At 68.9% G+C, this 21,339-nt stretch carries 24 protein-coding genes; 12 read left to right on the top strand and 12 right to left on the bottom strand.

The window, feature by feature from the left end; translation table 11 throughout:
- Positions 1-12: 12 nt before the first annotated feature.
- Together AVCA_RS07065 and AVCA_RS07070 are read right to left on the bottom strand one after the other, a co-directional pair.
- On the bottom strand, positions 13-1,308 hold the full coding sequence (locus tag AVCA_RS07065; RefSeq protein WP_012700183.1) for a heavy metal sensor histidine kinase: 1,296 nt from the start codon (positions 1,306-1,308) through the stop codon (positions 13-15).
- Complete coding sequence (locus AVCA_RS07070; RefSeq protein ID WP_012700184.1) at positions 1,305-1,988, bottom strand: heavy metal response regulator transcription factor; 684 nt, start codon at positions 1,986-1,988, stop codon at positions 1,305-1,307. The genes AVCA_RS07065 and AVCA_RS07070 overlap by 4 nt, the downstream gene beginning before the upstream one ends.
- A gap of 124 nt (positions 1,989-2,112) precedes the next feature.
- On the opposite strand from AVCA_RS07070, the gene queF reads away from it, so the two are divergent.
- The gene (gene queF / locus AVCA_RS07075; RefSeq protein ID WP_012700185.1) at positions 2,113-2,943 is read left to right on the top strand and encodes an NADPH-dependent 7-cyano-7-deazaguanine reductase QueF; all 831 of its coding nucleotides are present in this window, start codon (positions 2,113-2,115) and stop codon (positions 2,941-2,943) included.
- Between the two features lie 21 nt (positions 2,944-2,964).
- On the opposite strand, the gene AVCA_RS07080 is transcribed toward queF, so the two are convergent.
- Complete coding sequence (locus AVCA_RS07080) at positions 2,965-4,416, bottom strand: TrkH family potassium uptake protein (RefSeq protein ID WP_012700186.1); 1,452 nt, start codon at positions 4,414-4,416, stop codon at positions 2,965-2,967.
- Between the two features lie 223 nt (positions 4,417-4,639).
- Between AVCA_RS07080 and AVCA_RS07085 the strand changes: the two genes are divergently transcribed.
- Entirely contained in the window at positions 4,640-5,011 is a 372-nt protein-coding gene (locus tag AVCA_RS07085; protein WP_041807067.1) for a YkgJ family cysteine cluster protein, read from the top strand.
- 50 nt (positions 5,012-5,061) lie between these two features.
- Positions 5,062-5,622 carry an NAD(P)H nitroreductase gene (locus AVCA_RS07090; RefSeq protein WP_012700189.1) on the top strand — a complete coding sequence of 187 codons (561 nt, stop codon included), beginning with the start codon at positions 5,062-5,064 and terminating at the stop codon, positions 5,620-5,622.
- 12 nt (positions 5,623-5,634) lie between these two features.
- Here the strand turns inward: AVCA_RS07090 and AVCA_RS07095 are convergent, their stop codons facing one another.
- The 5 genes from AVCA_RS07095 to AVCA_RS07115 all read right to left on the bottom strand — a co-directional run bounded on the left by AVCA_RS07095 (position 5,635) and on the right by AVCA_RS07115 (position 9,318).
- Complete coding sequence (locus AVCA_RS07095; protein ID WP_012700190.1) at positions 5,635-6,975, bottom strand: sensor histidine kinase; 1,341 nt, start codon at positions 6,973-6,975, stop codon at positions 5,635-5,637.
- 195 nt (positions 6,976-7,170) lie between these two features.
- Positions 7,171-7,620 (bottom strand): Spy/CpxP family protein refolding chaperone, encoded by a 450-nt coding sequence (locus AVCA_RS07100; protein WP_012700191.1) that lies wholly within the window; start codon positions 7,618-7,620, stop codon positions 7,171-7,173.
- A 107-nt stretch (positions 7,621-7,727) separates the two neighbouring features.
- Entirely contained in the window at positions 7,728-8,405 is a 678-nt protein-coding gene (locus tag AVCA_RS07105) for a response regulator transcription factor (protein ID WP_012700192.1), read from the bottom strand.
- A 12-nt stretch (positions 8,406-8,417) separates the two neighbouring features.
- Complete coding sequence (locus AVCA_RS07110) at positions 8,418-8,717, bottom strand: YciI family protein (RefSeq protein WP_012700193.1); 300 nt, start codon at positions 8,715-8,717, stop codon at positions 8,418-8,420.
- A 1-nt stretch (position 8,718) separates the two neighbouring features.
- Positions 8,719-9,318 (bottom strand): septation protein A, encoded by a 600-nt coding sequence (locus AVCA_RS07115; RefSeq protein WP_012700194.1) that lies wholly within the window; start codon positions 9,316-9,318, stop codon positions 8,719-8,721.
- 66 nt (positions 9,319-9,384) lie between these two features.
- Here AVCA_RS07115 and AVCA_RS07120 point away from each other — a divergent pair, with 66 nt between their 5' ends.
- From AVCA_RS07120 to AVCA_RS07145, 6 genes are read left to right on the top strand one after another with little or no spacing between them, the layout of a single operon-like run.
- Positions 9,385-10,248, top strand: a complete 864-nt coding sequence (locus AVCA_RS07120; protein WP_012700195.1) for a PHP domain-containing protein — start codon at positions 9,385-9,387, stop codon at positions 10,246-10,248.
- Positions 10,249-10,261: 13 nt separating this feature from the next.
- Positions 10,262-10,891, top strand: coding sequence for an L-threonylcarbamoyladenylate synthase (locus AVCA_RS07125; RefSeq protein ID WP_012700196.1), 630 nt, complete (start codon positions 10,262-10,264; stop codon positions 10,889-10,891).
- A 51-nt stretch (positions 10,892-10,942) separates the two neighbouring features.
- Positions 10,943-11,749, top strand: coding sequence for a segregation and condensation protein A (locus AVCA_RS07130; protein WP_050764373.1), 807 nt, complete (start codon positions 10,943-10,945; stop codon positions 11,747-11,749).
- Entirely contained in the window at positions 11,746-12,537 is a 792-nt protein-coding gene (gene scpB / locus AVCA_RS07135; protein WP_012700198.1) for an SMC-Scp complex subunit ScpB, read from the top strand. The genes AVCA_RS07130 and scpB overlap by 4 nt, the downstream gene beginning before the upstream one ends.
- A gap of 31 nt (positions 12,538-12,568) precedes the next feature.
- Entirely contained in the window at positions 12,569-14,395 is a 1,827-nt protein-coding gene (gene edd / locus AVCA_RS07140; protein ID WP_012700199.1) for a phosphogluconate dehydratase, read from the top strand.
- Positions 14,392-15,360: a glucokinase gene (locus tag AVCA_RS07145; RefSeq protein ID WP_012700200.1), complete on the top strand. Its 969-nt coding sequence runs from the start codon at positions 14,392-14,394 to the stop codon at positions 15,358-15,360. The genes edd and AVCA_RS07145 overlap by 4 nt, the downstream gene beginning before the upstream one ends.
- Positions 15,361-15,367: 7 nt before the next feature.
- On the opposite strand, the gene AVCA_RS07150 is transcribed toward AVCA_RS07145, so the two are convergent.
- Positions 15,368-16,234 (bottom strand): MurR/RpiR family transcriptional regulator, encoded by an 867-nt coding sequence (locus AVCA_RS07150; protein WP_012700201.1) that lies wholly within the window; start codon positions 16,232-16,234, stop codon positions 15,368-15,370.
- Between the two features lie 174 nt (positions 16,235-16,408).
- Here AVCA_RS07150 and pgl point away from each other — a divergent pair, with 174 nt between their 5' ends.
- The 3 genes from pgl to rluB all read left to right on the top strand — a co-directional run bounded on the left by pgl (position 16,409) and on the right by rluB (position 19,028).
- Complete coding sequence (pgl, locus tag AVCA_RS07155; protein ID WP_012700202.1) at positions 16,409-17,125, top strand: 6-phosphogluconolactonase; 717 nt, start codon at positions 16,409-16,411, stop codon at positions 17,123-17,125.
- A 29-nt stretch (positions 17,126-17,154) separates the two neighbouring features.
- Positions 17,155-17,793 (top strand): bifunctional 4-hydroxy-2-oxoglutarate aldolase/2-dehydro-3-deoxy-phosphogluconate aldolase, encoded by a 639-nt coding sequence (locus AVCA_RS07160; protein ID WP_012700203.1) that lies wholly within the window; start codon positions 17,155-17,157, stop codon positions 17,791-17,793.
- 86 nt (positions 17,794-17,879) lie between these two features.
- Positions 17,880-19,028 carry a 23S rRNA pseudouridine(2605) synthase RluB gene (rluB, locus tag AVCA_RS07165; protein ID WP_012700204.1) on the top strand — a complete coding sequence of 383 codons (1,149 nt, stop codon included), beginning with the start codon at positions 17,880-17,882 and terminating at the stop codon, positions 19,026-19,028.
- 18 nt (positions 19,029-19,046) lie between these two features.
- Here rluB and AVCA_RS07170 read toward each other — a convergent pair whose 3' ends face one another.
- From AVCA_RS07170 to ubiG, 3 genes are all read right to left on the bottom strand, one after another.
- Complete coding sequence (locus AVCA_RS07170) at positions 19,047-19,805, bottom strand: YciK family oxidoreductase (protein WP_012700205.1); 759 nt, start codon at positions 19,803-19,805, stop codon at positions 19,047-19,049.
- Between the two features lie 100 nt (positions 19,806-19,905).
- Entirely contained in the window at positions 19,906-20,577 is a 672-nt protein-coding gene (gene mupP / locus AVCA_RS07175) for an N-acetylmuramic acid 6-phosphate phosphatase MupP (RefSeq protein WP_012700206.1), read from the bottom strand.
- Between the two features lie 7 nt (positions 20,578-20,584).
- Positions 20,585-21,283, bottom strand: coding sequence for a bifunctional 2-polyprenyl-6-hydroxyphenol methylase/3-demethylubiquinol 3-O-methyltransferase UbiG (gene ubiG, locus AVCA_RS07180; protein ID WP_012700207.1), 699 nt, complete (start codon positions 21,281-21,283; stop codon positions 20,585-20,587).
- Between the last annotated feature and the right edge of the window lie 56 nt (positions 21,284-21,339).

A 21,339-nucleotide genomic window follows, 5' to 3' on the forward strand; every position in this document is an offset into this window, starting at 1 on the left:
GCATGGTCGGCTTCAGGCGAATTCGAGGATGAAGCGCGTCCAGCCCTCGCTGGACTCGCAGCGGATCTCCCCGCCATGGGCGCGGACGATGGAGCGGGCCAGGGCGAGGCCCAGGCCGGCGTGCTCGCCGTCGCCTTCGCGCCGTGCCGGATCGACCCGGTAGAAGCGGTCGAACAGTTTCGGCAACTGCTCGGGCGGTATGGCCGGGCCGCTGTTGCCGACCTCGAGGCGCAGGCGGCCCGGGGTGCCGCTCAGCTCCAGGCGGATCTCGCCGCCGGCCGGAGTGAAGCGCAGAGCGTTGTCCAGCAGGTTGGACAGCGCCCGGAGCAGCATGCCGCGGTCGGCCATCAGCCGGGCATCGCCACGGCGTTCCAGGCGTATCCCGGCATCCTCGGCCAGCGGTGCGAAGTAGTCGAGCAGCGTGTCGATCTCCGCGCCGAGCGCCAGCGGCTCGCGGTTCGGCAACAGCAGGCCGTGGTCCGCCTTGGCCAGCAGCAACATGTCGGCGACCATCTGCGCCAGCCGCTGCAGTTCCTCCAGGTTGGAATGCAGGGCCTCGCGGTACTCCTCCAGGGCGCGTGGCCGGGAGAGGGTCACCTGGGTCTGGGTCAGCAGGTTGGACAGTGGCGTGCGCAACTCGTGGGCGATGTCCGCGGAGAAGGCCGAGAGCCTGGCGAAGGCATCCTCCAGCCGCGCCAGCATGGCGTTGAAGGCCTGCGCCAGTTCGGCCAGCTCGGCGGGCTGGCGGTCCTGTTCCAGGCGGGTGGTCAGCGAGCTGGCGGAAATCCCGCCCGCCACCTCGCCCATCCGCCGCAACGGGCGCAGGCTGCGGCGCACCGCCCAGGCGCCGAGCAGGGCGGTGGCCAGGGCGGACAGACCGACGCCGAGCCAGATCATGCGCTGCATGTCTTCGAGAAAATGCCGGTGGTGAGCGATGTTCAGGCGCACGACCAGCCGCGTGCCATCGGCGTTCCGTGCCTCCAGGGTGCGCTGGGCGGCGGGATCGCTATCGGGGAGGCTGTCGAACCAGAGGCGACCGTCGCCGCCGATGATATGCAGGCTCAGCTCCGGATGCCGGGCCAGCTCTTCCCGCACGGCGGGCAGGCGGCCCGGCAGGTCCGCCTGGTCGGCGACGCCGTCAAGCAGGCCGCGCAGCACCGCCAGTTCGCCCGCCAGTCGTTGCCGGTCGAGTTCGACGAAGTGCGCCTCGCTGGCCTGGTTGAAGAAGAGCCCGGCGAGCAGCGAGACGGCCGCGCTGCAGACGGCGAACAGCAGGCTCAGGCGCGTACCGAGGGACAGCGGCCTCATGGCGCCTCGCGCACCTCGAGGACATAGCCCAGGCCGCGCACCGTATGGATCAGCGGCGGCACGAAGCCGTCGTCGATCTTCGCGCGCAGGCGGCGGACGGCCACTTCCACGACGTTGGTCCCGCTGTCGAAGTGCATGTTCCAGACCTCGGCGGCGATCAGCGACTTGGGCAGCACCTCGCCCTGGCGGCGTAGCAGCAGCTCGAGCAGGGCGAATTCCCTGGGCGCCAGCTCGATGCGCCGGCCGTTGCGGCGGACCCTCCGGCGCAACAGATCGAGTTCCAGGTCGGCGGCCTGCAGGCGGGTTTCCGGGGCCGAGACCTGCCCGCGGCGCAACAGGCTGCGCACCCGCGCCAGCAACTCGGCGAAAGCGAAGGGCTTGACCAGGTAGTCGTCGGCGCCCAGCTCCAGGCCGCGCACCCGGTCCGCCACCGCATCGCGGGCGGTGAGAAACAGCACCGGCGTCTCCAGGCCCGCCTGGCGCACAGCGTTCAGGATCTGCCAGCCGTCGCGCTCGGGCAGCATCACGTCGAGGATCAGCAGATCGTACTTGCCCGCCAGCGCCAGGCGTTCGCCGCTCGTGCCGTCGACGGCCAGATCGACGGCGAAGCCGGCCTCGCCGAGTCCCTGCAGCAGGGCGCGGCCGGTCTTGGGTTCGTCTTCGACGATCAGCAATTTCATCGTCATGTCCGCCAGGAAAGGAGATCCTTTATACCGGCTGCGGGCCCGTTCGTCCTGCGGCATGAAAGCCGGTCGCGAACCCGATACACTGCCGCGCTCGATCAGGTCACCCGGTTTTCGCATCATGCATCCCGCCGCCGAAGATTCCCCGCTGGGCAAGTCCAGCGAATACCTCGACACCTACACGCCGTCCCTGCTGTTCCCCATCCCGCGCGCGCCGAAATGGGCCGAGCTGGGGCTGGCGGCCGAAAACCTGCCGTACCGCGGGGTAGATGTGTGGAACTGCTACGAGCTGTCCTGGCTGCTGCCTTCCGGCAAGCCGGTGGTGGCCGTTGGCGAGTTCGTGATCCCCGCCGATTCGCCGAACATCGTCGAATCGAAGTCCTTCAAGCTCTATCTCAACTCGCTCAATCAGACCGTCTTCGCCGACCGCGAAGCGCTGCGCCAGACTCTGGCCAGGGATCTTTCCGCCGCCACCGGCGCGCCGGTGGCGGTGCGCCTGCGCAGTCTGGGCGAAGTGCAGGAGCAGGGCGTCGCGGCATTGCCCGGGCAGTGCATCGACGAACTGGATGTGACCATCGGCCGCTATGGGCAGCCGTCGGCCGAGCTGCTGCGCTGCGACCCTGCGCGCCGGGTGGAACAGGTGCTGCACAGCCATCTGCTCAAGTCCAACTGCCCGGTGACCGGTCAGCCGGACTGGGGCAGCCTGGTGGTGGATTACCATGGCCCGGCGCTGGACCCCGCCAGTCTGTTGGCCTATGTGGTGAGCTTCCGCCAGCATGCGGATTTCCACGAGCAGTGCGTCGAGCGCATCTTCCTCGATCTGCTGCGCCTGCTGGAGCCGGGGCGGCTGACCGTCTACGCGCGCTACGTGCGCCGTGGCGGGCTGGATATCAACCCCTGGCGCAGCACCGGGGCGGTGGTCGCGGACAACCGGCGCCTGGCGCGCCAGTGACGGGGCGGGCGTACTGCCCGCTCAGTGCTTCCAGAAGCTCGGCGTCACCAGCACCAGCACGGTGATGATCTCCAGGCGGCCGAGCAGCATGCCGATCGACAGCAGCCATTTGGCGGAGTCCGGCAGGCTGGCGAAGTTGCCGGCCGGGCCGATGGTGGGGCCGAGGCCGGGACCCACGTTGCACACCGCGGTGGCCGCGCCGGTCAGGGCGGTGATCAGGTCGAGCCCGATGAAGCTGAGGCCCAGGGCGATGGCGCCGATGGTGATGGTGAAGAAGAACGAGAAGGTGAGGATCGAGCGGACGATTTCCTCGTCGAGGTTGTGGCCGTTGTACTGTTGCTTGAGTACCGCCCGGGGGTGGATCAACTGGCGCATGTTGGACTTGAGCAGCACATAGGCGACCTGGAAGCGGAAGATCTTCAGGCCGCCGGTGGTCGAGCCCGAGCAGCCGCCGACGAAGGTCAGGTAGAAGAACAGCATGGTCGCGAACCCGCCCCACTGGGTGTAGTCGCCGAGGGCGAAGCCGGTGGTGCTGACCACCGACACCACGTTCAGGGTGACGACGCGCAGGGCGTCGATGAGCGAGTGGTCGGAGTGCCGCCAGTACCAGAGGCCGAACAGCAGGCTGGTGAGAATCAGCATCAGCAGGAAGCCGCGCACCTGATGGTCGCGGAACAGGGCCTGGTGGTTGCCGCGCAGGGTGGATACGTAGAGGGTGAAGGGCAGGCTGCCGAGCAGCATGAAGACGATGGCTATCCAGTGTGCGGCCGGGCTGAACTTGCCCATCGAGGCGTCCGAGGTGGAAAAGCCGCCAGTGGAAATGGTCGACATTGCATGATTGATGGCGTCGAACCAGTTCATCCCGGCCAGATGGAAGGCCAGGATGCCGATCAGGGTGAAGCCGACGTAGATGCCGACGATGTACTTGGCCACCATGTGCGAGCGCGGCATCACCTTTTCCGACCAGTCCGAGGATTCGGTCTGGAACAGGCGCATGCCGCCGACGCGCAGCAGTGGCAGGATCGCCACCGCCATGGCGATGAAGCCGATGCCGCCCAGCCAGTGCAGCATGGAGCGCCACATCAGCACGCCGGGCGAGGCGCTGTCCAGCCCGGACAGCACGGTCGAGCCGGTGGTGGTGATGCCGGACATGGTTTCGAAGAAGGCGTCGGTGTAACTGATGTTCTGCAGCAGGTTCAGCGGAAGGGCGGCGAAGACGCAGACCACCAGCCAACTGGCGGTGGTCAGCAGGTACATGTCGCGCGGACGCAGATGCACCTGCTCCGGGCGGCCGGGGAGGATCAGGGCGACCCCGGCGCCGAGGGTGATCATGCTCGCCCAGACGAAGGATTCGATCTCGTGGGTGTGTTCGTAGATCACCAGGGTCAGCATCGGCAGAACCATGCCGGTGGCGAGCGTGATCAGGAAGAGGCCGAGAATGAAGCCGATGATGCGCAGGGTCGGCAGAGCCATGGAAAGAGCCTGGGCTGAGTGTTCAAGGCGGGCCATTCTACCCGCGTCGGTCGCCCTGTAAACCGCTCGTCCGGCTGCGGGCCCTCTTCACAAGCGCATGCCGGCGAATAGAATAGCGACGCTTTTCCGGGGCAGGCGGGCGGAGGGCGTCCTGCGGCTTTCTTGCCGTTCCTTCACGCAGCCTGGGCGCCGGCCCGTGCCGGTTTCTTGTCGTTTCCCAATCATGTCCGATCAGAATCCTTGTTTGACGTGCGGCGCCTGCTGCGCGCACTTTCGCGTGTCCTTCTATTGGGGCGAGTGCCATTCCGCCGGCGGACCCGTTCCCGACGATCTGGTGCTGCCGGTGGGCCCGCATCTGGTGGCGATGCGTGGCACCGAGAGCAGGCCGGTGCGTTGCACCGGACTGCTCGGCGAGGTCGGCGGCTCGGTACGCTGTACCCTCTATGGGCAGCGCTCCAGTACCTGCCGGGAGTTCGAGGCCTCCTGGAGCAACGGCCAGGCCAATCCCTGCTGCGACAGGGCCCGCGCCGCCCATGGCCTGCCACCGTTGACGCCGCCGTTGCAGCCGGATCTGGCCCCGCAGCGGGTGGCCTGAGGGGCGGAGCCCGGCGTAGACTTTTCCCCGCACAGTCCAAGGAGGTGCCCATGGAGGCTCTCGATGCCCTGCTCAACCGCGTTTCCGTCGCTCGCCTGCGTGATCCGGCGCCGAGCGCCGAGCAGCGCGAGCGCCTGTTCGCTGCCGCCTTGCGCGTGCCGGATCATGCCCAATTGCGGCCCTGGCGCTTTCTGAGCGTGGAGGGCGAGGCCCGGGTACGTCTCGGCGAGTTGTTCGCCCGCGCCATTGCCGCCAGCCAGCCGGATGCCCACGAGACGGTCCTGCAGAAGGCTCGCAACGCGCCGCTGCGGGCGCCGTTGCTGGTGGTGGTGATCGCCAGCCCGAAGGCGCATCCCAGGGTGCCTGAGATCGAGCAGGTGTTGAGTGCCGGCTGCGCCGCCCATGCCCTGCTGCTGGCCGCCCATGCCCAGGGGCTCGGCGCCATGTGGCGGACCGGCGATGCGGCCTACGATCCGCTGGTGGCGGCCGGCCTGGGCCTGGCCGGCAACGAGCGGATCGTCGGTTTTCTCTACCTGGGAACGCCAGAAGGCGAGCCACGGGTGCCGCACCGGTTGGATGTGGCCGAGTTCGTCGACGCCTGGCCGGGCTGAAGGCAAGAGGGATCAGCGGGGCGTGGTCAGCGGCAGATCGAGGGTGGCGACGAAGCCACCGTCCGGGTGATTGGCGAGGATCAGCCGGCCGTTGTGGCGTTCCGCGGCGCGGCGGGCGATGGCCAGCCCCAATCCGTGGCCGGCCGCGCTCTGCCCGGGCGCGCGGTAGAAGGGCTCGCCCAGGCGGGCCAGGTGTTCCTCCGCCACGCCCGGGCCGTGATCGCGCACGCTGAGCAGCAGGTGTTCGCCCTGGCGTTTGGCGTGGATTTCCACCGGCTGGCCCGCCGGGCTGAAACGCAGGGCATTGCGCAGCAGGTTGTCCAGCGCCCGCTCGAGCATGTCCGGCCAGCCCGACAGTTCGAGTCCCGGCGCCAGTTCGCTGCGGATTTCCCGGTCCGGAGTACTGAGGGCGTAGTCGTTGCGCAGGCGTGCGACCAGTTCGGTCAGATCGATCGGGCGGGCCGCGCCGAGATCCGCGTCGAGGCGCGCGAGGGCGAGGATCTCGCCGATCAGCGCCTCCAGGCGGTCGCATTCCTGGGTCAGGCGTGGCCACAGGTGGGCACGCTCCTGCGCATCGGCGCGCTCGGCCAGGGCCAGAGCGATGCGCAGCCGCGCCAGCGGCGAGCGTAGTTCGTGGGAGACGTCGCGCAGCAACTGGCGCTGGCTGCCGATCAGGCCCTGCAGGCGCGCACCCATGCGGTTGAAGTCGAGCGCCAGCACGCCCAGTTCGTCGCGCCGGTCGGCCAGTCGCGCCAGGCTGTTCTGCTGATAGCTGGTCTGGCCGAGATCGTGCACGGCGCGGCGCAGTCGGTTCAGCGGGCGGGTGATGGAGGCGGTCAGCAGCAGGCTGAACAGGGTCAGCACCACCAGCGCGATGAACAGGGCGCTGAGCGGCCAGAGCAGGCTATCGTGGCGCCACTCCTGCAGTTCCTCATGGGGAATCCGGTAAATGAAAAAGTAGCTCTGCCCGGTTTTCGGGCTGGTGTACTCCTGGCTCAACTGGCGCCAGGGAAAGCGCGGCAGATGGGGGCGATTGTCGGACTCGGGCGGTGGCGGCGGCCGGTTGTGGCGGACAATGGGGTCGCGGCTGGACAGGTGGCGGCCGGCGTCGTCCAGCACCTGGACGGAAACGCGGTACTGCCGGCGGTTTTCGTCCAGCAGGAATTGCGCGGCCAGTGCGCCCTGGGCCTCGTAGCGCTCCGTCCAGCGGGCGGCGAGGTCCTGCATGCCGGGGTGGCGGGCGATGATCAGGGCATCGTTGTTCAATGCCCGGCCGAGCAGCATGGACAGCCCGGCGACCAGCACCAGGGCCAGCCAGAACGCTGCCAGGACTCGCCAGAAGAGTGAGCGCATAGGGAATCCGGTGCCGGTGTGTCTGGACGCTTCGATCGACCGGTGCGGCGCCGGGGCTCCGATCCCGAGCCGCCTCTCGTCGTGACGGGAAGCGGGCTCGGGATCGAGGCCCCGGCCATCCGGGTCAACCAGCCAACCGAGCAGGCCTCTGGACGGAAAAGCCGGATCGCCCGAGAGCGACCCGGCTGGGTGGATTTATTGCGGCTTGCCTTCCTTCTCGGCCTTCCACTTGCGGAACTCTTCCCACTCGGCGCGGCGCTTCTCCTGCTCGGCCTTGCGCTCGTCGAAGGCTTTCTGCTGTTCCGGGGTCAACTGGTCGCGGAAAGCCTTGTCGGCTTTCTCGCGGCTCGCCTGCAATTCTTTCTTCATCGCTTCCTTGTCGGCCTCGGACAGCTTGTCCAGGTAGCGCTGGGTGATCTCGCGCTTCTCCTTGGTAGCCTCCTTGCGGGCTTCGAACACGGCCTTGCGTTGTTCGTCGGTCAGCTTGAGTCCGTGCTCGGGGCCCATCATCCCGTGCATGCCTTCCCGGCCTTTGTGCTGGTGATGGCCGGGCTCCATGGCGCAGGGCGGATGGCCCGGTTCGGCGGCGAGCGCGGCGGCGGGCAGGGCGGCGGCGAGCAGCAGCATGGAAAGGGTCTTGCGCATGATATGTCTCCTCGGTGCGGAATCGGCTTGTTTGCCGGACGACTTCAGTCTAGGGAAAGCACGGTCAGGTGGAGTCAGGCGAGGGTAAAGGCTGGGTAAAGGTACCTTCAGGCGCTGTAGTAGTAGCCCCTGCTGCGCAGGGCGAGGATGCGCGGGCTGCCGTCGGGGTGGGGACCGAGCTTCTTGCGCAGGTTGCTGACGTGCATGTCCAGGCTGCGGTCGTAGAGGGTCAGTTTGCGGCCGAGGGCCAGTTGCGCCAGGGTCTGCTTGTCCACCGGCTCGCCGGGCTGGCGCAGCAGGGCTTCGAGCAGGCGGCTCTCGGAGGCGGTGAGAGCGACCTCGTGCCCCGCGATGTCGACCACTCCGCGCACCGTGCTGAAGCATAGATCGCCCAGTTCCAACTGGCTGGAGGTCGCCGGCGGCTGGCTGCGGCGCAGCACGGCGCGCAGGCGGGCGGTCAACTCGCGCGGGTCGCAGGGTTTGGCCAGATAGTCGTCCGCGCCGAGTTCCAGGCCGAGGATGCGGTCGAGCGGCTCGCCTCGGGCGGAGAGCATCAGCACCGGCAGATCCGGGAAGTTGCCGCGCAACTGCTTGAGCAGTTCCAGGCCGGAGCCGTCGGGCAGCATCACATCCAGCACCACGACGTCCGGAGTCTTTTCGGCGAGGGCGCCGCGAGCGGCCTGGCCATCATGGCAGGCGCGCACCTGGAAGCCTTCCTGGGTCAGCCAACTGCCCAGCAGCTCGCACAGCTCGCAGTCGTCGTCGATCAGCAGTAGTTCGCTCATGGGGGTGCGGGGTCAGGGCAGGACCTTGTTGAAGGGTTTGACCCTGACCTCGGCATACACGCCGGCGGCGCAATAGGGATCGGCATCGGCCCAGGCGCGGGCGGCCTCCAGGGATTCGAACTCGGCGACCACCAGGCTGCCGCTGAAGCCGGCGGGGCCGGGATCGGAGCTGTCCACGGCGGGGTGCGGGCCGGCCAGCACCAGGCGGCCTTCCTGCTTCAGTTGCTGCAGACGGGCGAGATGGGCGGGACGAGCGCCCAGGCGCTTGTCCAGGGAGTTTGCCACGTCGGTGGCGATAATGGCGTAGAGCATGTCAGTCCTTGGATTTGGCTGCGGATTCGGTGCTGTGTTCGTGCATGTGGCGGGCGAGGAAGACCCCCTGGCCGACCAGGAACAGGACGGTCATGCCCAGGCTGCCGAACACTTTGAAGTCGACCCAGAACTCATGGAAGGTGAAGGCGACGAACAGGTTGGCGCAGCCGCTGAAGACGAAGAACGCCACCCAGGCGAGATTCAGACGCGTCCACAGCGGCGCCGGCAGGCTGACCGCGTGTCCCAGGATGCGCTGGATCAGCGGGCGGTCGCCGATGAAGTGGCTGGCGGCGAAGCCCAGGGCGAACAACCAGTTGACCACCGGCGCCTTCCACTTGAGGAAGGTCTCGCTCTGGAAGGTCAGGGTCATGCCGCCGAACACCAGGCAGGCGAGGAGGGTGATCCACTGGCCCTTTTCCAGTCGTCGCTGGATCAGGAACAGAGTGCCGTAAACCAGCAGCGAGGCGAGGATCAGGACTGCGGTGGCGCTGAAGATGCCGCCGAAGGTGAAGCTGTGACCGGCCAGTTCGACGATCCGGGGCTCCAGCTTGTAGACGATGAAAAAGAGAATCAGCGGAATGAAATCGATGAATTGTTTCACTGTGGCAGCCAGACGCGGGATGTGCCGGCATAATAACAAACCTCGACAGCCGCGAAAGCCAGCGCCATGAAGGTGGATCTGCACTGCCACAGCACCGCTTCCGACGGGGCATTGAGTCCCGCCGAGGTGGTCTGCCGCGCCCATGGGCGCGGCGTTCGGCTGCTGGCGCTGACCGACCACGACACCCTGGACGGGCTTCCCGAGGCACAGGCCGCCAGTGCCGGGCTGGACATCGAGCTGATCAACGGTATCGAGCTGTCCGCGCTGTGGGGTGGGACCACCGTGCACGTGCTCGGCTATGCCTTTTCCAGCGAGGCGCCAGCGCTGCGCCGGGCCCTGGCCGAGTTGCAGGAGGGACGCTGGCAGCGAGCCGCGGAGATCGCCCGGCGGCTGGCCGGCAAGGGTATGGACGGAGCCCTGGAGGGAGCCCGGGCGGTGCAGCGCGAACTGGGCGACAGCGGTAACGCGCCGGCGCGTCCGCACTTCGCCGAGTTCCTGGTGCGCGCCGGGCATGCCCGGGACCGCGCGCAAGCCTTCCAGAAGTGGCTGGGCGCGGGCAAGCTGGGCGACATCAAGCAGTATTGGCCGAGCCTCGAGCAGGCGATCGCCACCCTGCGCGCGGCCGGTGCCTGGATCAGCCTGGCGCATCCCTGGCACTACGATTTCACCCGCAGCAAGCGGCGCCGCCTGGTCGTCGACTTCATCCGCGCCGGCGGTCACGCGCTGGAGGTCAGCAACGGCCTGCAGCCGGCCGAGCAGGTCGGCGGCCTGGCCATCCTGGTCCGCGAATTCGGTCTGTTGGCCAGCGCCGGCAGCGATTTCCATGCCCCCGACACCTGGTCCGAACTGGGCCTGTACCGCCCGCCGCCGGACGACCTGCCACCGCTCTGGATGCGTTTCACCCATGTCCGTCACTGCGCCGTCCTCTGAACGGGGAGTTCATGTGAGTCAGTACTTCCAGATCCATCCGGAAAACCCGCAACTGCGCCTGGTTCGCCAGGCGGTGGAAATCGTCCGCGGCGGCGGGGTGATCGTCTACCCCACCGATGCCTCCTATGCGCTCGGTTGCCAGCTCGGCAACAAGGCCGGCCTGGAGCGTATCCGCCGCCTTCGGCAACTGGACGACCGGCACAACTTCACCCTGGTGTGCAGCGACCTTTCGCAACTGAGCCTGTTCGCCCGGGTCGACACCGGCGCCTTCCGCCTGCTCAAGACCTGGACCCCGGGTCCCTACACCTTCATTCTCCACGCCAGCCGCGAAGTGCCGCGAATCATGCTGCATCCCAAGCGGCGCACCATCGGCCTGCGCATTCCGGCCAACCCCATCGCCCAGGCCCTGCTGGCGGAACTCGGCGAGCCGCTGATGAGCGCCAGCCTGATCCTGCCCGGCGAGACGCTGCCGCTGAGCGACCCGGAGGAGATGCGCCGGCGCCTCGAACGCCAGGTCGATCTGATCGTCGACGGTGGAGCCGGTACGCTGGAGGCCTCCACCGTGGTCAGCCTGCTCGAGGGCGAGCCCGAGGTGCTGCGCGTCGGTTGCGGCGATCCGGCGCCCTTCGCCGGCGAAGCCTGAGCCTTGCGCCGGCCAGTACCGGCCGGCGTCGCGCCGGACGATGCCGCCGCCATGCCGGACGCCGGCGCCCCCTTCGCGCTGGTTTACGGGCAGGCGCTGACCGAGCTGCCACAGGACCTGTACATTCCGCCGGATGCCCTGGAGGTGTTCCTCGAAGCCTTCGAGGGGCCGCTCGATCTGTTGCTCTACCTGATCCGCAAACAGAACATCGATATCCTCGACATCCCGGTGGCCGAGATAACCCGCCAGTACATGGGCTACGTCGAGCTGATGAAGGCCGCTCGCCTGGAGCTGGCCGCCGAATACCTGGTGATGGCCGCCATGCTCGCCGAGATCAAGTCGCACATGCTACTGCCGCGTTCGGTGGCGGCCGAGGAGGAAGAGGAGGACCCGCGCGCCGAACTGATCCGCCGCCTGCAGGAGTACGAGCGCTACAAGCGGGCCGCCGAGGAGCTCGACGATCTGCCCCGGGTCGGTCGCGAACTGCACCCGGCGCTGCTGGAAGCGCCGCAGGCGCAGATGCGTCGCAGGCTGCCGATGGTAGGCCTGGACGAGCTGCTGCTGGCCATGGCCGAGGTGCTGCGCCGCGCCGAGCTGTTCGAGAGCCACCAGGTCACCCGCGAGGCGTTGTCCACCCGCGAGCGCATGAGCGAAGTGCTCGAACGCCTGCGGGGCGGTGGCTTCGTGCCCTTCGTGCAACTGTTCCAGGTCGGGGAGGGTCGTCTGGGCGTGGTGGTGACCTTCATGGCGGTGCTCGAACTGATCAAGGAATCGCTGGTCGAGTTGGTTCAGACCGAGCCCTTCGCGCCCATCCATGTGCGCCTGCGCAGCGACGAGTCCGCGGGAGAAACGGAATGAACCTGAACGATCCGGCCGAACTGGCCGTACTGCTCGAGGCCTGGCTGCTCGCCGCCGGCCGGCCGCTGTCGCTGGAGCGCCTCGGCGAACTGTTCGAGGAGGGCGAGCGGCCCGAACCGGCCTGCCTGCGCGACGCCCTGGCGATCCTCGCGCGCTCCTGCCAGGGGCGCGCCTTCGAGCTGAAGGAAGTGGCCTCCGGCTATCGCCTGCAGGTGCGCGAGCGCTTCGCGCCCTGGGTCGGGCGTCTCTGGGAGGAACGGCCGCAGCGCTACTCGCGGGCCCTGCTGGAAACCCTGGCGCTGATCGCCTACCGCCAGCCGATCAGCCGTGGCGAGATCGAGGAAGTGCGCGGCGTGGCGGTGAGCAGCAATATCATCAGGACCCTGCAGGAGCGCGAGTGGATTCGGGTGGTCGGCTACCGCGAGGTACCCGGCCGGCCGGCGCTGTTCGCCACCACCCGCGCCTTTCTCGACCATTTCAACCTGAAGAGCCTCGACGAGTTGCCGCCCCTGGCCGTTCTGCGCAGCCTGGAGCCGGGGCCGGCCGGTGCGGCCGGCGAGGAGCCGCCGGTCGGCCCGCCGTTGGCCGGCGAAGCCGCCGAACCGGCCGAGCGGACCAGCTTCCGCACCCTGCTGGCCGAACTGGACGCCATGGAGCAGGGCCTCAAGACCGACTTCGACGACCTGCCGGAGACGGATGCCGGGGCCGAGGGCGGCATGCAGCAGGTGGCGGACGATTCCCCGGCGGAACGGGCGGCTTGTCCATTTCCCGACGCTGAGCCTAAATGAAGGGTGACCTGCCAGCGAGAGTGAGCCCGCAATGCATCCCCGAGTCCTCGAAGTCACCCAGCGGCTGACCGAGCGCAGCCGCGCCACTCGCGAGCGCTATCTCGAGCAGATGCGCCGCGCTGCCGCCGAGGGGCCGTCGCGCGCGCGGCTGCCTTGCGCCAACTTCGCCCATGGCGTGGCCGGTTGCGCCGAGTCCGACAAGCAGCGCCTGCGTCTGCCCGGCGAAGTCGGCGTGGCGATCGTCTCGGCCTACAACGACATGCTCTCGGCGCACCAGCCCTACCAGCACTTTCCGCCGCTCCTCAAGGCCGCGCTGCAGGAGATCGGTGCGGTCGGCCAGTTCGCCGGCGGGGTGCCGGCGATGTGCGACGGCGTCACCCAGGGCGAGGCGGGCATGGAGTTGAGCCTGGCCAGCCGCGATGTGATCGCCATGGCCATCGCGGTGGCGCTGTCCCACAACATGTTCGACGCGGCGCTGTGCCTGGGGATCTGCGACAAGATCGTCCCCGGCCTGGTGATAGGGGCGCTGCGTTTCGGCCACCTGCCGTTCGTCTTCGTCCCGGGCGGGCCGATGCCCTCGGGCATCCCCAACAAGGAAAAGGCGGAAACCCGCCAGCGCTATGCCGAAGGCAAGGCCAGCCGCGCGGAACTGCTCGAGTCGGAGATGAAGTCCTATCACAGCCCCGGAACCTGCACCTTCTACGGCACGGCGAACACCAATCAGGTGCTGATGGACGTGGTCGGCCTGCATCTGCCGGGCGCCGCCTTCGTCAACCCGTACACGCCGCTGCGCGACGCGCTGACCTGCGAGGCGGCCCGCCAGGCGACGCGGCTGACCCGGCAGGCCGGCGACTACCTGCCGCTGTGCGAGATCTTCGACGAGAAGGCGGCGATCAACGCGGTGGTGGCGCTGCTCGCCACCGGCGGCTCGACCAACCACAGCCTGCACCTGCCGGCCATGGCCCTGGCCGCCGGCATCCGCCTGACCTGGCAGGACATGGCCGACCTGTCCGAGGTGGTGCCGCTGATCGCCAGGGTCTATCCCAATGGCCAGGACGACGTGAACCGCTTCCACGCTGCCGGCGGCACGCCTTTCCTGATCCGCGAACTGCTCGGCGCCGGGCTGCTGCACGAGGACGTCAACACCGTGCTCGGGCGCGGACTGGGCCGCTACACCCAGGAGCCGTTTCTGGACGAGGGGCGACTGGTCTGGCGCGAGGGCCCGGCGCAGAGCCTCGACGAGAGCATCCTGCGCCCGGTGGCCCGGCCGTTCTCCGCCGAAGGCGGCCTGCGCGTGCTGGAGGGCAATCTGGGGCGCGGCGTGATCAAGGTCTCCGCGGTGGCGCCGGAGCATCGGGTGGTCGAGGCCCCGGCGCGGGTCTTCGCCAGCCAGGCCGAACTGGCCGCGGCCTTCCAGGCCGGCGAACTGGAGCGCGACCTGGTGGCGGTGGTGCGCTTCCAGGGGCCGAAGGCCAACGGCATGCCCGAACTGCACAAGCTCACGCCTTATCTGGGGGTGCTGCAGGATCGTGGCTACCGTGTCGCGCTGGTCACCGACGGGCGCATGTCCGGGGCTTCCGGCAAGGTCCCGGCGGCCATCCATGTCTGTCCCGAGGCGCAGGAGGGCGGGCCGCTGGCGCGCTTGCGCGACGGCGATCCGATCCGCGTGGATGGTGAAAAGGGCGAACTGAAGGTACTGCTGCCGGAGGCGGAATGGGCGGCGCGGGAGAGCGTCGCGGCCCCGGAGGATGCCGGCATCGGTTGCGGCCGCGAGCTGTTCGCTTTCATGCGCGCGGCCTTCAGTTCGGCGGAAGAGGGCGCCTGCGTGTTCACCGAGCGGCTCGGAGCGCTCGAATGAAGCTGGCCCTGATCGCCGACATCGGCGGAACCCACGTACGTTTCGCCCTCTGGCGGGACGGCCGGCCGCAGGCGCTGCGAGTGCTGGCCACGGGCGACTATCCCGGCCCCGAGGAGGCGATCCGCGCCTACCTCGCCGCGCTGGAATTACCGCTGGCGGCGCTGGAGACGGCCTGCCTGGCCTGTGCCGGTCCCGTGCATGGCGATCGGTTCAGCCTGACCAACAATCACTGGCGGTTCGGCCGCCTGGCGCTCACCCATGCGCTGGGTCTGCGCCAGTTGCTGGTGATCAACGACTTCGCCGCCATGGCCCTCGGCATGACCCGCCTGGCCGAGCACGAGCGGCTGACCATCCGGCCGGGGCAGGCTGCCGTCGGCAGCCCCCGGCTGGTGCTGGGGCCGGGCACCGGGCTCGGTGTCAGCGCCCTGCTGCCGGATGGTCCGGGAAACTGGCGGGTGCTGCCGGGCGAGGGCGGGCATGTCGATCTGCCGCTCGGCAATTCGCGCGAGGTGGCGTTGTGGCAGTTGCTGCAGCGCGATCTCGGCCACGTTTCCGCGGAGAGCGTGCTCTGCGGCAGCGGCCTGCTGCGGCTGTACCGCGTCAGTTGCAGGCTCGACGGACAGCAGCCGCGACTCGACTCGGCCGCTGCGGTGAGCGCCGCGGCATTGGCCGGCGAGGCCGGCGCGATGGCGGTGCTGGAGCAGTTCTGCTGCTGGCTGGGACGGGTCGCCGGCAACCATGCGCTGACCCTGGGGGCGCGCGGCGGCGTTTATCTGGCCGGTGGCATCCTGCCGCATTTCGCCGCTTTCCTGCGCGACAGCGGCTTCTCCCGCTGCTTCGTCGACAAGGGGGTGATGAGCGGCTATCTGCAGGACATCCCGGTATGGCTGGCGGTGGCCGAGCAGCCCGGCCTGCTGGGCGCCGGGCTGGCGCTGGACGCCTGGGCGAAGCGCCAGCCCGCCTGAGACGGGCTCACTCCTCGGTCACTTCGTCGTCGGTCGGGTAGCGGGTCTGCGCCAGGCTTTCCTTGATCTTGCGCAGGTGCGGCTGGAGGTCGGTGCCGCGGCGCAGGGTCACGCCGGCGGCCAGCACGTCGAGCACGGTGAGCTGGATGATCCGCGAGGTCATCGGCATGTAGATGTCGGTGTTTTCCTGCGGTGGGACATCGAGGTTGTGGCTGCAGGCACGGGCCAGCGGCGAGCCGGCGGCGGTCAGGCCGAGCACCGAGGCGCCGTTCTCGCGGGCCAGGTACGCCACCTCGACCAGTTCGCGGGTGCGCCCGGTGTAGGAAATGATCACGAAAAGGTCGCCGGTGTGGGCCACCGAGGCGAGCATGCGTTGCATCAGCACGTCGCTCTGCGCCGCGACGGCGAGATTGAAGCGGAAGAACTTGTATTGCGCATCCAGGGCCACGGAGGCCGAGGCACCGAGGCCGAAGAAATGGATCTGTCGGGCCTGGATCAGCAGGTCGACGGCCCGGTCGACGCTCTGCGGGTCGAGTCCCTGGCAGGTATTGTCGAGGGCGGCGATGGTGCTGCCGAAGATCTTGCGCGTGTAGGTGGCGGGACCGTCGCTCGCCGCCACCGCCTGACTGACGTAGGCGGCGCCGCTGGCCAGGCTCTGCGCCAACTGGATCTTCAGCGCCGGGTAGCCGCTGGTTTCAAGGGAGCGGCAGAAGCGGTTGACGGTCGGCTCGCTGACGCCGGCCGCCTGGGCCAGAGCGGCGATGCTCAGGCCCATGACCTGCTGCGGGTCCTGCAGAATGACCTCGGCGACCTTGCGTTCGGCCCGGTTCAACTCGCCGAGACGCCCCTGGATCCGTTCAAGGAAATTTCTCATGCGGTTTCCCTGTCCTTTGTGAAGGGCTTTTTCTGTTTTACAGGACCTCGTAGTTTTATTACAACATGATCCGGAAGTTTTTCCGCCAAGTCGGAGAGTTCCTTTTATAAACTGGTAAAAAACATATGTCCTGCGCCGGGCACTCACCCGTGGGACTGAGACGGGAGTTTGTCCATGTCCATCGATTCCGTCGCATGGCCAGCGGAGCTGGCCTTCCATGAACTGGCCGATGCCGAAACGCTCGCGACAGCCATGGCGCAACGGGTGGCGCGGGCCCTGCAGGCGGCCATCGAGGCCCGTGGCCGGGCCACCCTGGTGGTGTCCGGCGGGCGCAGTCCGGCCGCCTTCTTCGAATGCCTGGCGGAACAGCCGCTGGAGTGGGAGCGGCTGACGGTCGTCCCGGCCGACGAGCGCTGGGTGCCGCCTGGACATCCCGACAGCAATGCCGGCCTGGTGCGGCGCCATCTGCTGCGCGGCCGGGCGGTCCAGGCGCGTTTCGTCGGCCTCTATCAGCCGGCCGACTCCCACGAGGCGGCGGCGCGGCTTGCCGATGCGGCGCTGGCCGGGCTGTCCCTGCCGATCGACGTGCTGGTACTGGGCATGGGCGAGGACGGTCACACCGCCTCGCTGTTTCCCGGCAGTCCGAACCTCGACGCGGCCCTCGATCCCGCCTGTCCGCGCCGTTGCCTGCCGATGCTGGCCCCCGGCGAGCCCCGCCGGCGCCTGACGCTGACCCTGCCCCTGCTGGCCTCGGCGCGTTCGACGCTGCTGCAACTGCAGGGCGACGCCAAGCTCGCCACCCTGCGGGCCACACTGGCCGGAGAAGATGCCCGGCAGATGCCGATCCGCGCCTTCCTGCATTCCCCCCTCGAGATCTACTGGTGCCGCTGAGCGCCGAGGAGCCCCGCATGTCCGTTCCCATGGCCGAGAAGATCGCCGCCCTCGACAGTCTCTGCGCCCAGGCGCGAATCCTGCCGGTGATCACCGTGCGTCAGGCGGCGCACATCCTGCCGCTGGCCGATGCTCTGGCCGCCGGCGGCCTGCGCACCCTGGAGGTCACCCTGCGCTCGTCGCACGGCCTGACCGCCATCCGCACCCTGCGGCGGGAGCGGCCGCAGTTGTGCGTCGGTGTCGGTACCGTACTCGATCGGACGATGCTGGCCGAGGCCGAAGCCGCCGGCGCGCAGTTCGTGGTCAGCCCCGGCTGTACCGCGGAATTGCTCCAGGCCGCCCTGGAAAGCCCGTTGCCGTTGCTGCCGGGGGCCGGCAGCGCTTCCGACCTGATGCTCGGCCACGGCCTGGGCTACCGGCGCTTCAAGCTGTTCCCGGCGGAGGTCTGCGGTGGCGTGGCGGCGCTGCAGGCTTTCGCGGGGCCCTTTCCCGGCATCCGTTTCTGCCCCACCGGCGGCGTCCGTCCGGGCAACCTGCGGGAGTACATGGCGCAGCCCAATGTGATGTGCGTGGGCGGTTCCTGGATGCTCGACGCCGAGGCCATGGATCGCGGCGACTGGGCGTCCGTCGAGCGTCTGACCCGCGAGGCCGTGGCCCTGCTCGACTGAGCCAGCGGGGCGGATGCGCCCTGTCGGCGATGCGCGTATGATGTGCGCCCCATTCAAGCGGAACCGATACACCGGGAGGTGCCCAGATGAGCGAACGTGAAGAGAATTCCCCGCCTGCCGCCCAAGGCGAGAAGCTGCAGAAGGTGCTGGCGCGCATGGGCCTCGGCTCCCGGCGCGACATCGAGGCGCGGATCGCCGAAGGCCGGGTGATGGTCAACGGGACCGTCGCCACGCTCGGCCAGCGTGTCGGCCGCCACGACGCCATCGCCCTCGACGGCCGCCTGCTCAGGCGCGAGGAGGGCGCCGAACTGGTGCGCCGGGTGCTGATCTACAACAAGCCCGACGGCGAGATCTGCACTCGCAACGACCCGGAGGGCCGGCCGACGGTGTTCGACCGCCTGCCGCGTCTGAAGGAGGGCCGCTGGGTCAACATCGGCCGGCTCGACATCAATACCACCGGTCTGCTGCTGTTCACCACCGACGGCGAACTGGCCAACCGCCTGATGCATCCTTCCTATGAAATGGATCGCGAGTACGCCGTGCGCGTGCGTGGCGAGGTCACCGAGGAGATGCTCGAAACCCTCAAGCGCGGCGTGATGCTGGAGGACGGCCCGGCGCGCTTCACCGACATCCAGGAGGCGCCCGGCGGCGAAGGCCTCAACCACTGGTTCCACTGCGTGGTGATGGAGGGACGCAACCGCGAGGTACGCCGCCTGTGGGAGTCCCAGGGGCTGGTGGTGAGCCGGCTGAAGCGGGTGCGCTTCGGTCCGGTGTTCATGACGTCCGACCTGGCCATGGGCCGCTGGCGCGAGATGACCCAGGACGAGGTGGACATCCTCAGCCGCGAAGTGGGGCTGGAGCCGCTGGCGCTGCCGGAGATGAAGCTCAGGTTTCGCGAGAAGATGGAGCGCCTGCAGCGCAAGTCGGCCAAGCCGGTCGGGCGCGGCGGGGCACGCGAGCGGGTGTTGCGTCCGGCCCACGAGGGGGCGGAGGCACAGGAGCGCCGCGCTCCGCGCCGGCCGAAGGAGGAGCGTGCTCCGCGGGGCCGCGGCACGCCGGTCGCCGAGCGCCCCGCCGAATCCGTCCGCAAGCGTCCGGGACGGCCGGCCGGGGAGCGCTCGCCCGCCGAGTCGGGCGAACGTCCGGCGCGCAAGCCCGGGCCGGTGCCGGCCAAGCGCCGCAGTCCGCCGGCCGGCGAGGGGCAGCGTCCGGGATTCGGCCGCAAGTGCCCCTGAAGAAGGCCGGCGGGCGGTTCAGGGCATGTTCGACGCCTGCTGGGCGTCGAATGCCTGGCCGTTGACCCCCTTGCTGTCCGGTCCCATCAGGTACAGGTAGACCGGCATGATTTCCTCCGCTCCCGGGCGGCTCAGCGGGTTTTCCCCCGGATAGGCCTGGGCGCGCATGTCGGTGCGGGTACCGCCGGGGTTGACGCTGTTGGCACGCACCGCGCAGGTGCCGTCGACCTCGTCGGCGAGCACCTGCATCAGGCCCTCGGTGGCGAACTTGGATACCGCATAGGCTCCCCAGTAGGCGCGTCCCTTGCGGCCGACGCTGCTTGAGGTGAACACCACCGAGGCGTCCTCGGAGAGCTTGAGCAGCGGCAGCAGGGTGCTGGTGAGCATGAACATGGCGTTCACGTTGACCTGCATGACCCGCATGAAGTGATCCCCGGAAAGCTGCTCCAGCGGCGTGCGCGGGCCGAGGATGGATGCGTTGTGGAGCAGGCCGTCGAGGCGGCCGAACTCGTTCTCGATGGTCGCCGCCAGTTCGTCGTACTGGTGCGGCAGGGCGGCCTCCAGGTCGAGGGGAATCACCACCGGCTGCGGATGCCCGGCGCTCTCGATCTCGTCGTAGACCCGGTTGAGGTGCTCTTCGGTCTTGCCCAGCAGCAGCACGGTGGCGCCATGGGCGGCGAAGGTCCTGGCGGCGGCCGCGCCGATGCCGCGCCCGGCGCCGGTGACCAGGATGATGCGGTCCTTCAGCAGGTCGGAACGGGCGGTGTATTGGAACATGGGAATCTCCTGTGGAGGACTGCGGCTTCGTAGGGGGCGGCGAGGCGCAAGCCCGCGAACTGCCTCGCCGTGCGCTCGGTGCGGCCCGCGGAGCGGCGTCTCAGCACGAACAGAGCGCCTGGTCGAGAACCCGGCGCAGGTCGAGCGGATGATCCACCACCACGTCGGCCCCCCAGTGGCCGGGATTGTCGTCCGGATGGATGTAACCGTAGCGCACCGCGGCGGTGCGGGTGCCGGCGGCGCGGCCCGACTCGATGTCGCGCAGGTCGTCGCCGACGAACAGGACGCTGGCCGGAGCCAGGCCGAGCCGGCTGCAGGCGAGGACCATGGGTTCCGGGTCGGGTTTGCTGTTCTTCACGTGGTCCGGACAGATCAGCACGGCCGAGCGCTCGGCCAGCCCCAGGCGCCGCATGATCGGCTCGGCGAAGCGCAGCGGCTTGTTGGTCACCACACCCCACTGCAGCCGGGCCCGTTCGAGGTCGGCCAGCAGTTCCTGCATGCCCTCGTAGGGGCGGGTGAACACCGCGCAGTGCTCCTGGTAGCGATCGAGGAACTCCAGGCGCAGGGCCTCGAACCCGGCGCTGGAAGGCTCCACGGCGAAGGCCGCGACGATCATCGCCCGGGCCCCGCCGGAGACGACCTGGCGGATGGCGCGCTCGTCGGCCGGCGGCAGGCCACGGTCGGCGCGCATGGCCTGGATGATGGCGATGAAATCCGGCGCCGTGTCGAGCAGGGTACCGTCCATGTCGAAGAGGACCGCGCGTAGCGTCATGACGGGATCACTCCTCGCGCCAGGTCTGGATCATGTAGTTGACGTCGACGTCCGTGCCCAGCTTGTAGTGGCGGGTCAGCGGGTTGTAGGTCAGGCCGACGATGTCGCCGATCGCCAGACCGCTGGCGCGGCACCAGGCGCCCAGTTCCGAGGGGCGGATGAATTTCCTGAAATCGTGGGTGCCGCGCGGCAACAGCTTGAGCAGGTATTCGGCGCCGATGATCGCCAGCAGGTAGGCCTTGGGATTGCGGTTGATGGTGGAGAAGAACACCTGGCCGCCGGGCTTGACCAGGGTGTGGCAGGCGTGGATCACCGAAGCCGGGTCGGGCACGTGTTCGAGCATCTCCAGGCAGGTGACCACGTCGAACCGGCCGGGCATTTCCGCCGCCAGCGCTTCGACCGTGCTCTGCCGGTAATCGACCTCGACGCCGGACTCCAGTTGATGCAGGCGGGCCACGGCGAGCGGCGCCTCGCCCATGTCGATGGCGGTCACCGCGGCGCCGCGCAGGGCCATCGCTTCGCTGAGGATGCCGCCGCCGCAGCCGACGTCGAGCACTTTCTTGCCGGCCAGGCGCACGTGCTCCTCGATCCAGTTGACCCGCAGCGGATTGATCTCGTGCAGCGGCTTGAACTCGCTCTCGCGATCCCACCAGCGGTGAGCCAGGGCTTCGAATTTGGCGATTTCGGCGTGGTCGACGTTGCTCATCAGTGATTCCGTGGTTGTCGGGCGGTAACTCGGCGCGGTCCATGGTGCCAGCTTTA

Source organism: Azotobacter vinelandii CA (assembly GCF_000380335.1).
In the GTDB taxonomy this organism is placed as follows: domain Bacteria; phylum Pseudomonadota; class Gammaproteobacteria; order Pseudomonadales; family Pseudomonadaceae; genus Azotobacter; species Azotobacter vinelandii.

Excerpts from the sequence above, each read along its gene's own strand:
- AVCA_RS07095 (WP_012700190.1), bottom strand. The coding sequence starts at position 6,975 with ATGCGCTCACTCTTCTGGCGAGTCCTGGCAGCGTTCTGGCTGGCCCTG.
- AVCA_RS07065 (WP_012700183.1), bottom strand. The coding sequence starts at position 1,308 with ATGAGGCCGCTGTCCCTCGGTACGCGCCTGAGCCTGCTGTTCGCCGTC.
- AVCA_RS07110 (WP_012700193.1), bottom strand. The coding sequence starts at position 8,717 with ATGCTCTACGCCATTATCGCCACCGACGTGGCAAACTCCCTGGACAAG.
- AVCA_RS07160 (WP_012700203.1), top strand. The coding sequence starts at position 17,155 with ATGGCCGAGAAGATCGCCGCCCTCGACAGTCTCTGCGCCCAGGCGCGA.
- ubiG (WP_012700207.1), bottom strand. The coding sequence starts at position 21,283 with ATGAGCAACGTCGACCACGCCGAAATCGCCAAATTCGAAGCCCTGGCT.
- AVCA_RS07100 (WP_012700191.1), bottom strand. The coding sequence starts at position 7,620 with ATGCGCAAGACCCTTTCCATGCTGCTGCTCGCCGCCGCCCTGCCCGCC.
- scpB (WP_012700198.1), top strand. The coding sequence starts at position 11,746 with ATGAACCTGAACGATCCGGCCGAACTGGCCGTACTGCTCGAGGCCTGG.
- AVCA_RS07070 (WP_012700184.1), bottom strand. The coding sequence starts at position 1,988 with ATGAAATTGCTGATCGTCGAAGACGAACCCAAGACCGGCCGCGCCCTG.
- AVCA_RS07080 (WP_012700186.1), bottom strand. The coding sequence starts at position 4,416 with ATGGCTCTGCCGACCCTGCGCATCATCGGCTTCATTCTCGGCCTCTTC.
- queF (WP_012700185.1), top strand. The coding sequence starts at position 2,113 with ATGCATCCCGCCGCCGAAGATTCCCCGCTGGGCAAGTCCAGCGAATAC.
- AVCA_RS07090 (WP_012700189.1), top strand. The coding sequence starts at position 5,062 with ATGGAGGCTCTCGATGCCCTGCTCAACCGCGTTTCCGTCGCTCGCCTG.
- pgl (WP_012700202.1), top strand. The coding sequence starts at position 16,409 with ATGTCCATCGATTCCGTCGCATGGCCAGCGGAGCTGGCCTTCCATGAA.
- AVCA_RS07120 (WP_012700195.1), top strand. The coding sequence starts at position 9,385 with ATGAAGGTGGATCTGCACTGCCACAGCACCGCTTCCGACGGGGCATTG.
- AVCA_RS07145 (WP_012700200.1), top strand. The coding sequence starts at position 14,392 with ATGAAGCTGGCCCTGATCGCCGACATCGGCGGAACCCACGTACGTTTC.
- AVCA_RS07085 (WP_041807067.1), top strand. The coding sequence starts at position 4,640 with ATGTCCGATCAGAATCCTTGTTTGACGTGCGGCGCCTGCTGCGCGCAC.
- rluB (WP_012700204.1), top strand. The coding sequence starts at position 17,880 with ATGAGCGAACGTGAAGAGAATTCCCCGCCTGCCGCCCAAGGCGAGAAG.
- AVCA_RS07150 (WP_012700201.1), bottom strand. The coding sequence starts at position 16,234 with ATGAGAAATTTCCTTGAACGGATCCAGGGGCGTCTCGGCGAGTTGAAC.
- edd (WP_012700199.1), top strand. The coding sequence starts at position 12,569 with ATGCATCCCCGAGTCCTCGAAGTCACCCAGCGGCTGACCGAGCGCAGC.
- AVCA_RS07130 (WP_050764373.1), top strand. The coding sequence starts at position 10,943 with ATGCCGGACGCCGGCGCCCCCTTCGCGCTGGTTTACGGGCAGGCGCTG.
- mupP (WP_012700206.1), bottom strand. The coding sequence starts at position 20,577 with ATGACGCTACGCGCGGTCCTCTTCGACATGGACGGTACCCTGCTCGAC.
- AVCA_RS07105 (WP_012700192.1), bottom strand. The coding sequence starts at position 8,405 with ATGAGCGAACTACTGCTGATCGACGACGACTGCGAGCTGTGCGAGCTG.
- AVCA_RS07170 (WP_012700205.1), bottom strand. The coding sequence starts at position 19,805 with ATGTTCCAATACACCGCCCGTTCCGACCTGCTGAAGGACCGCATCATC.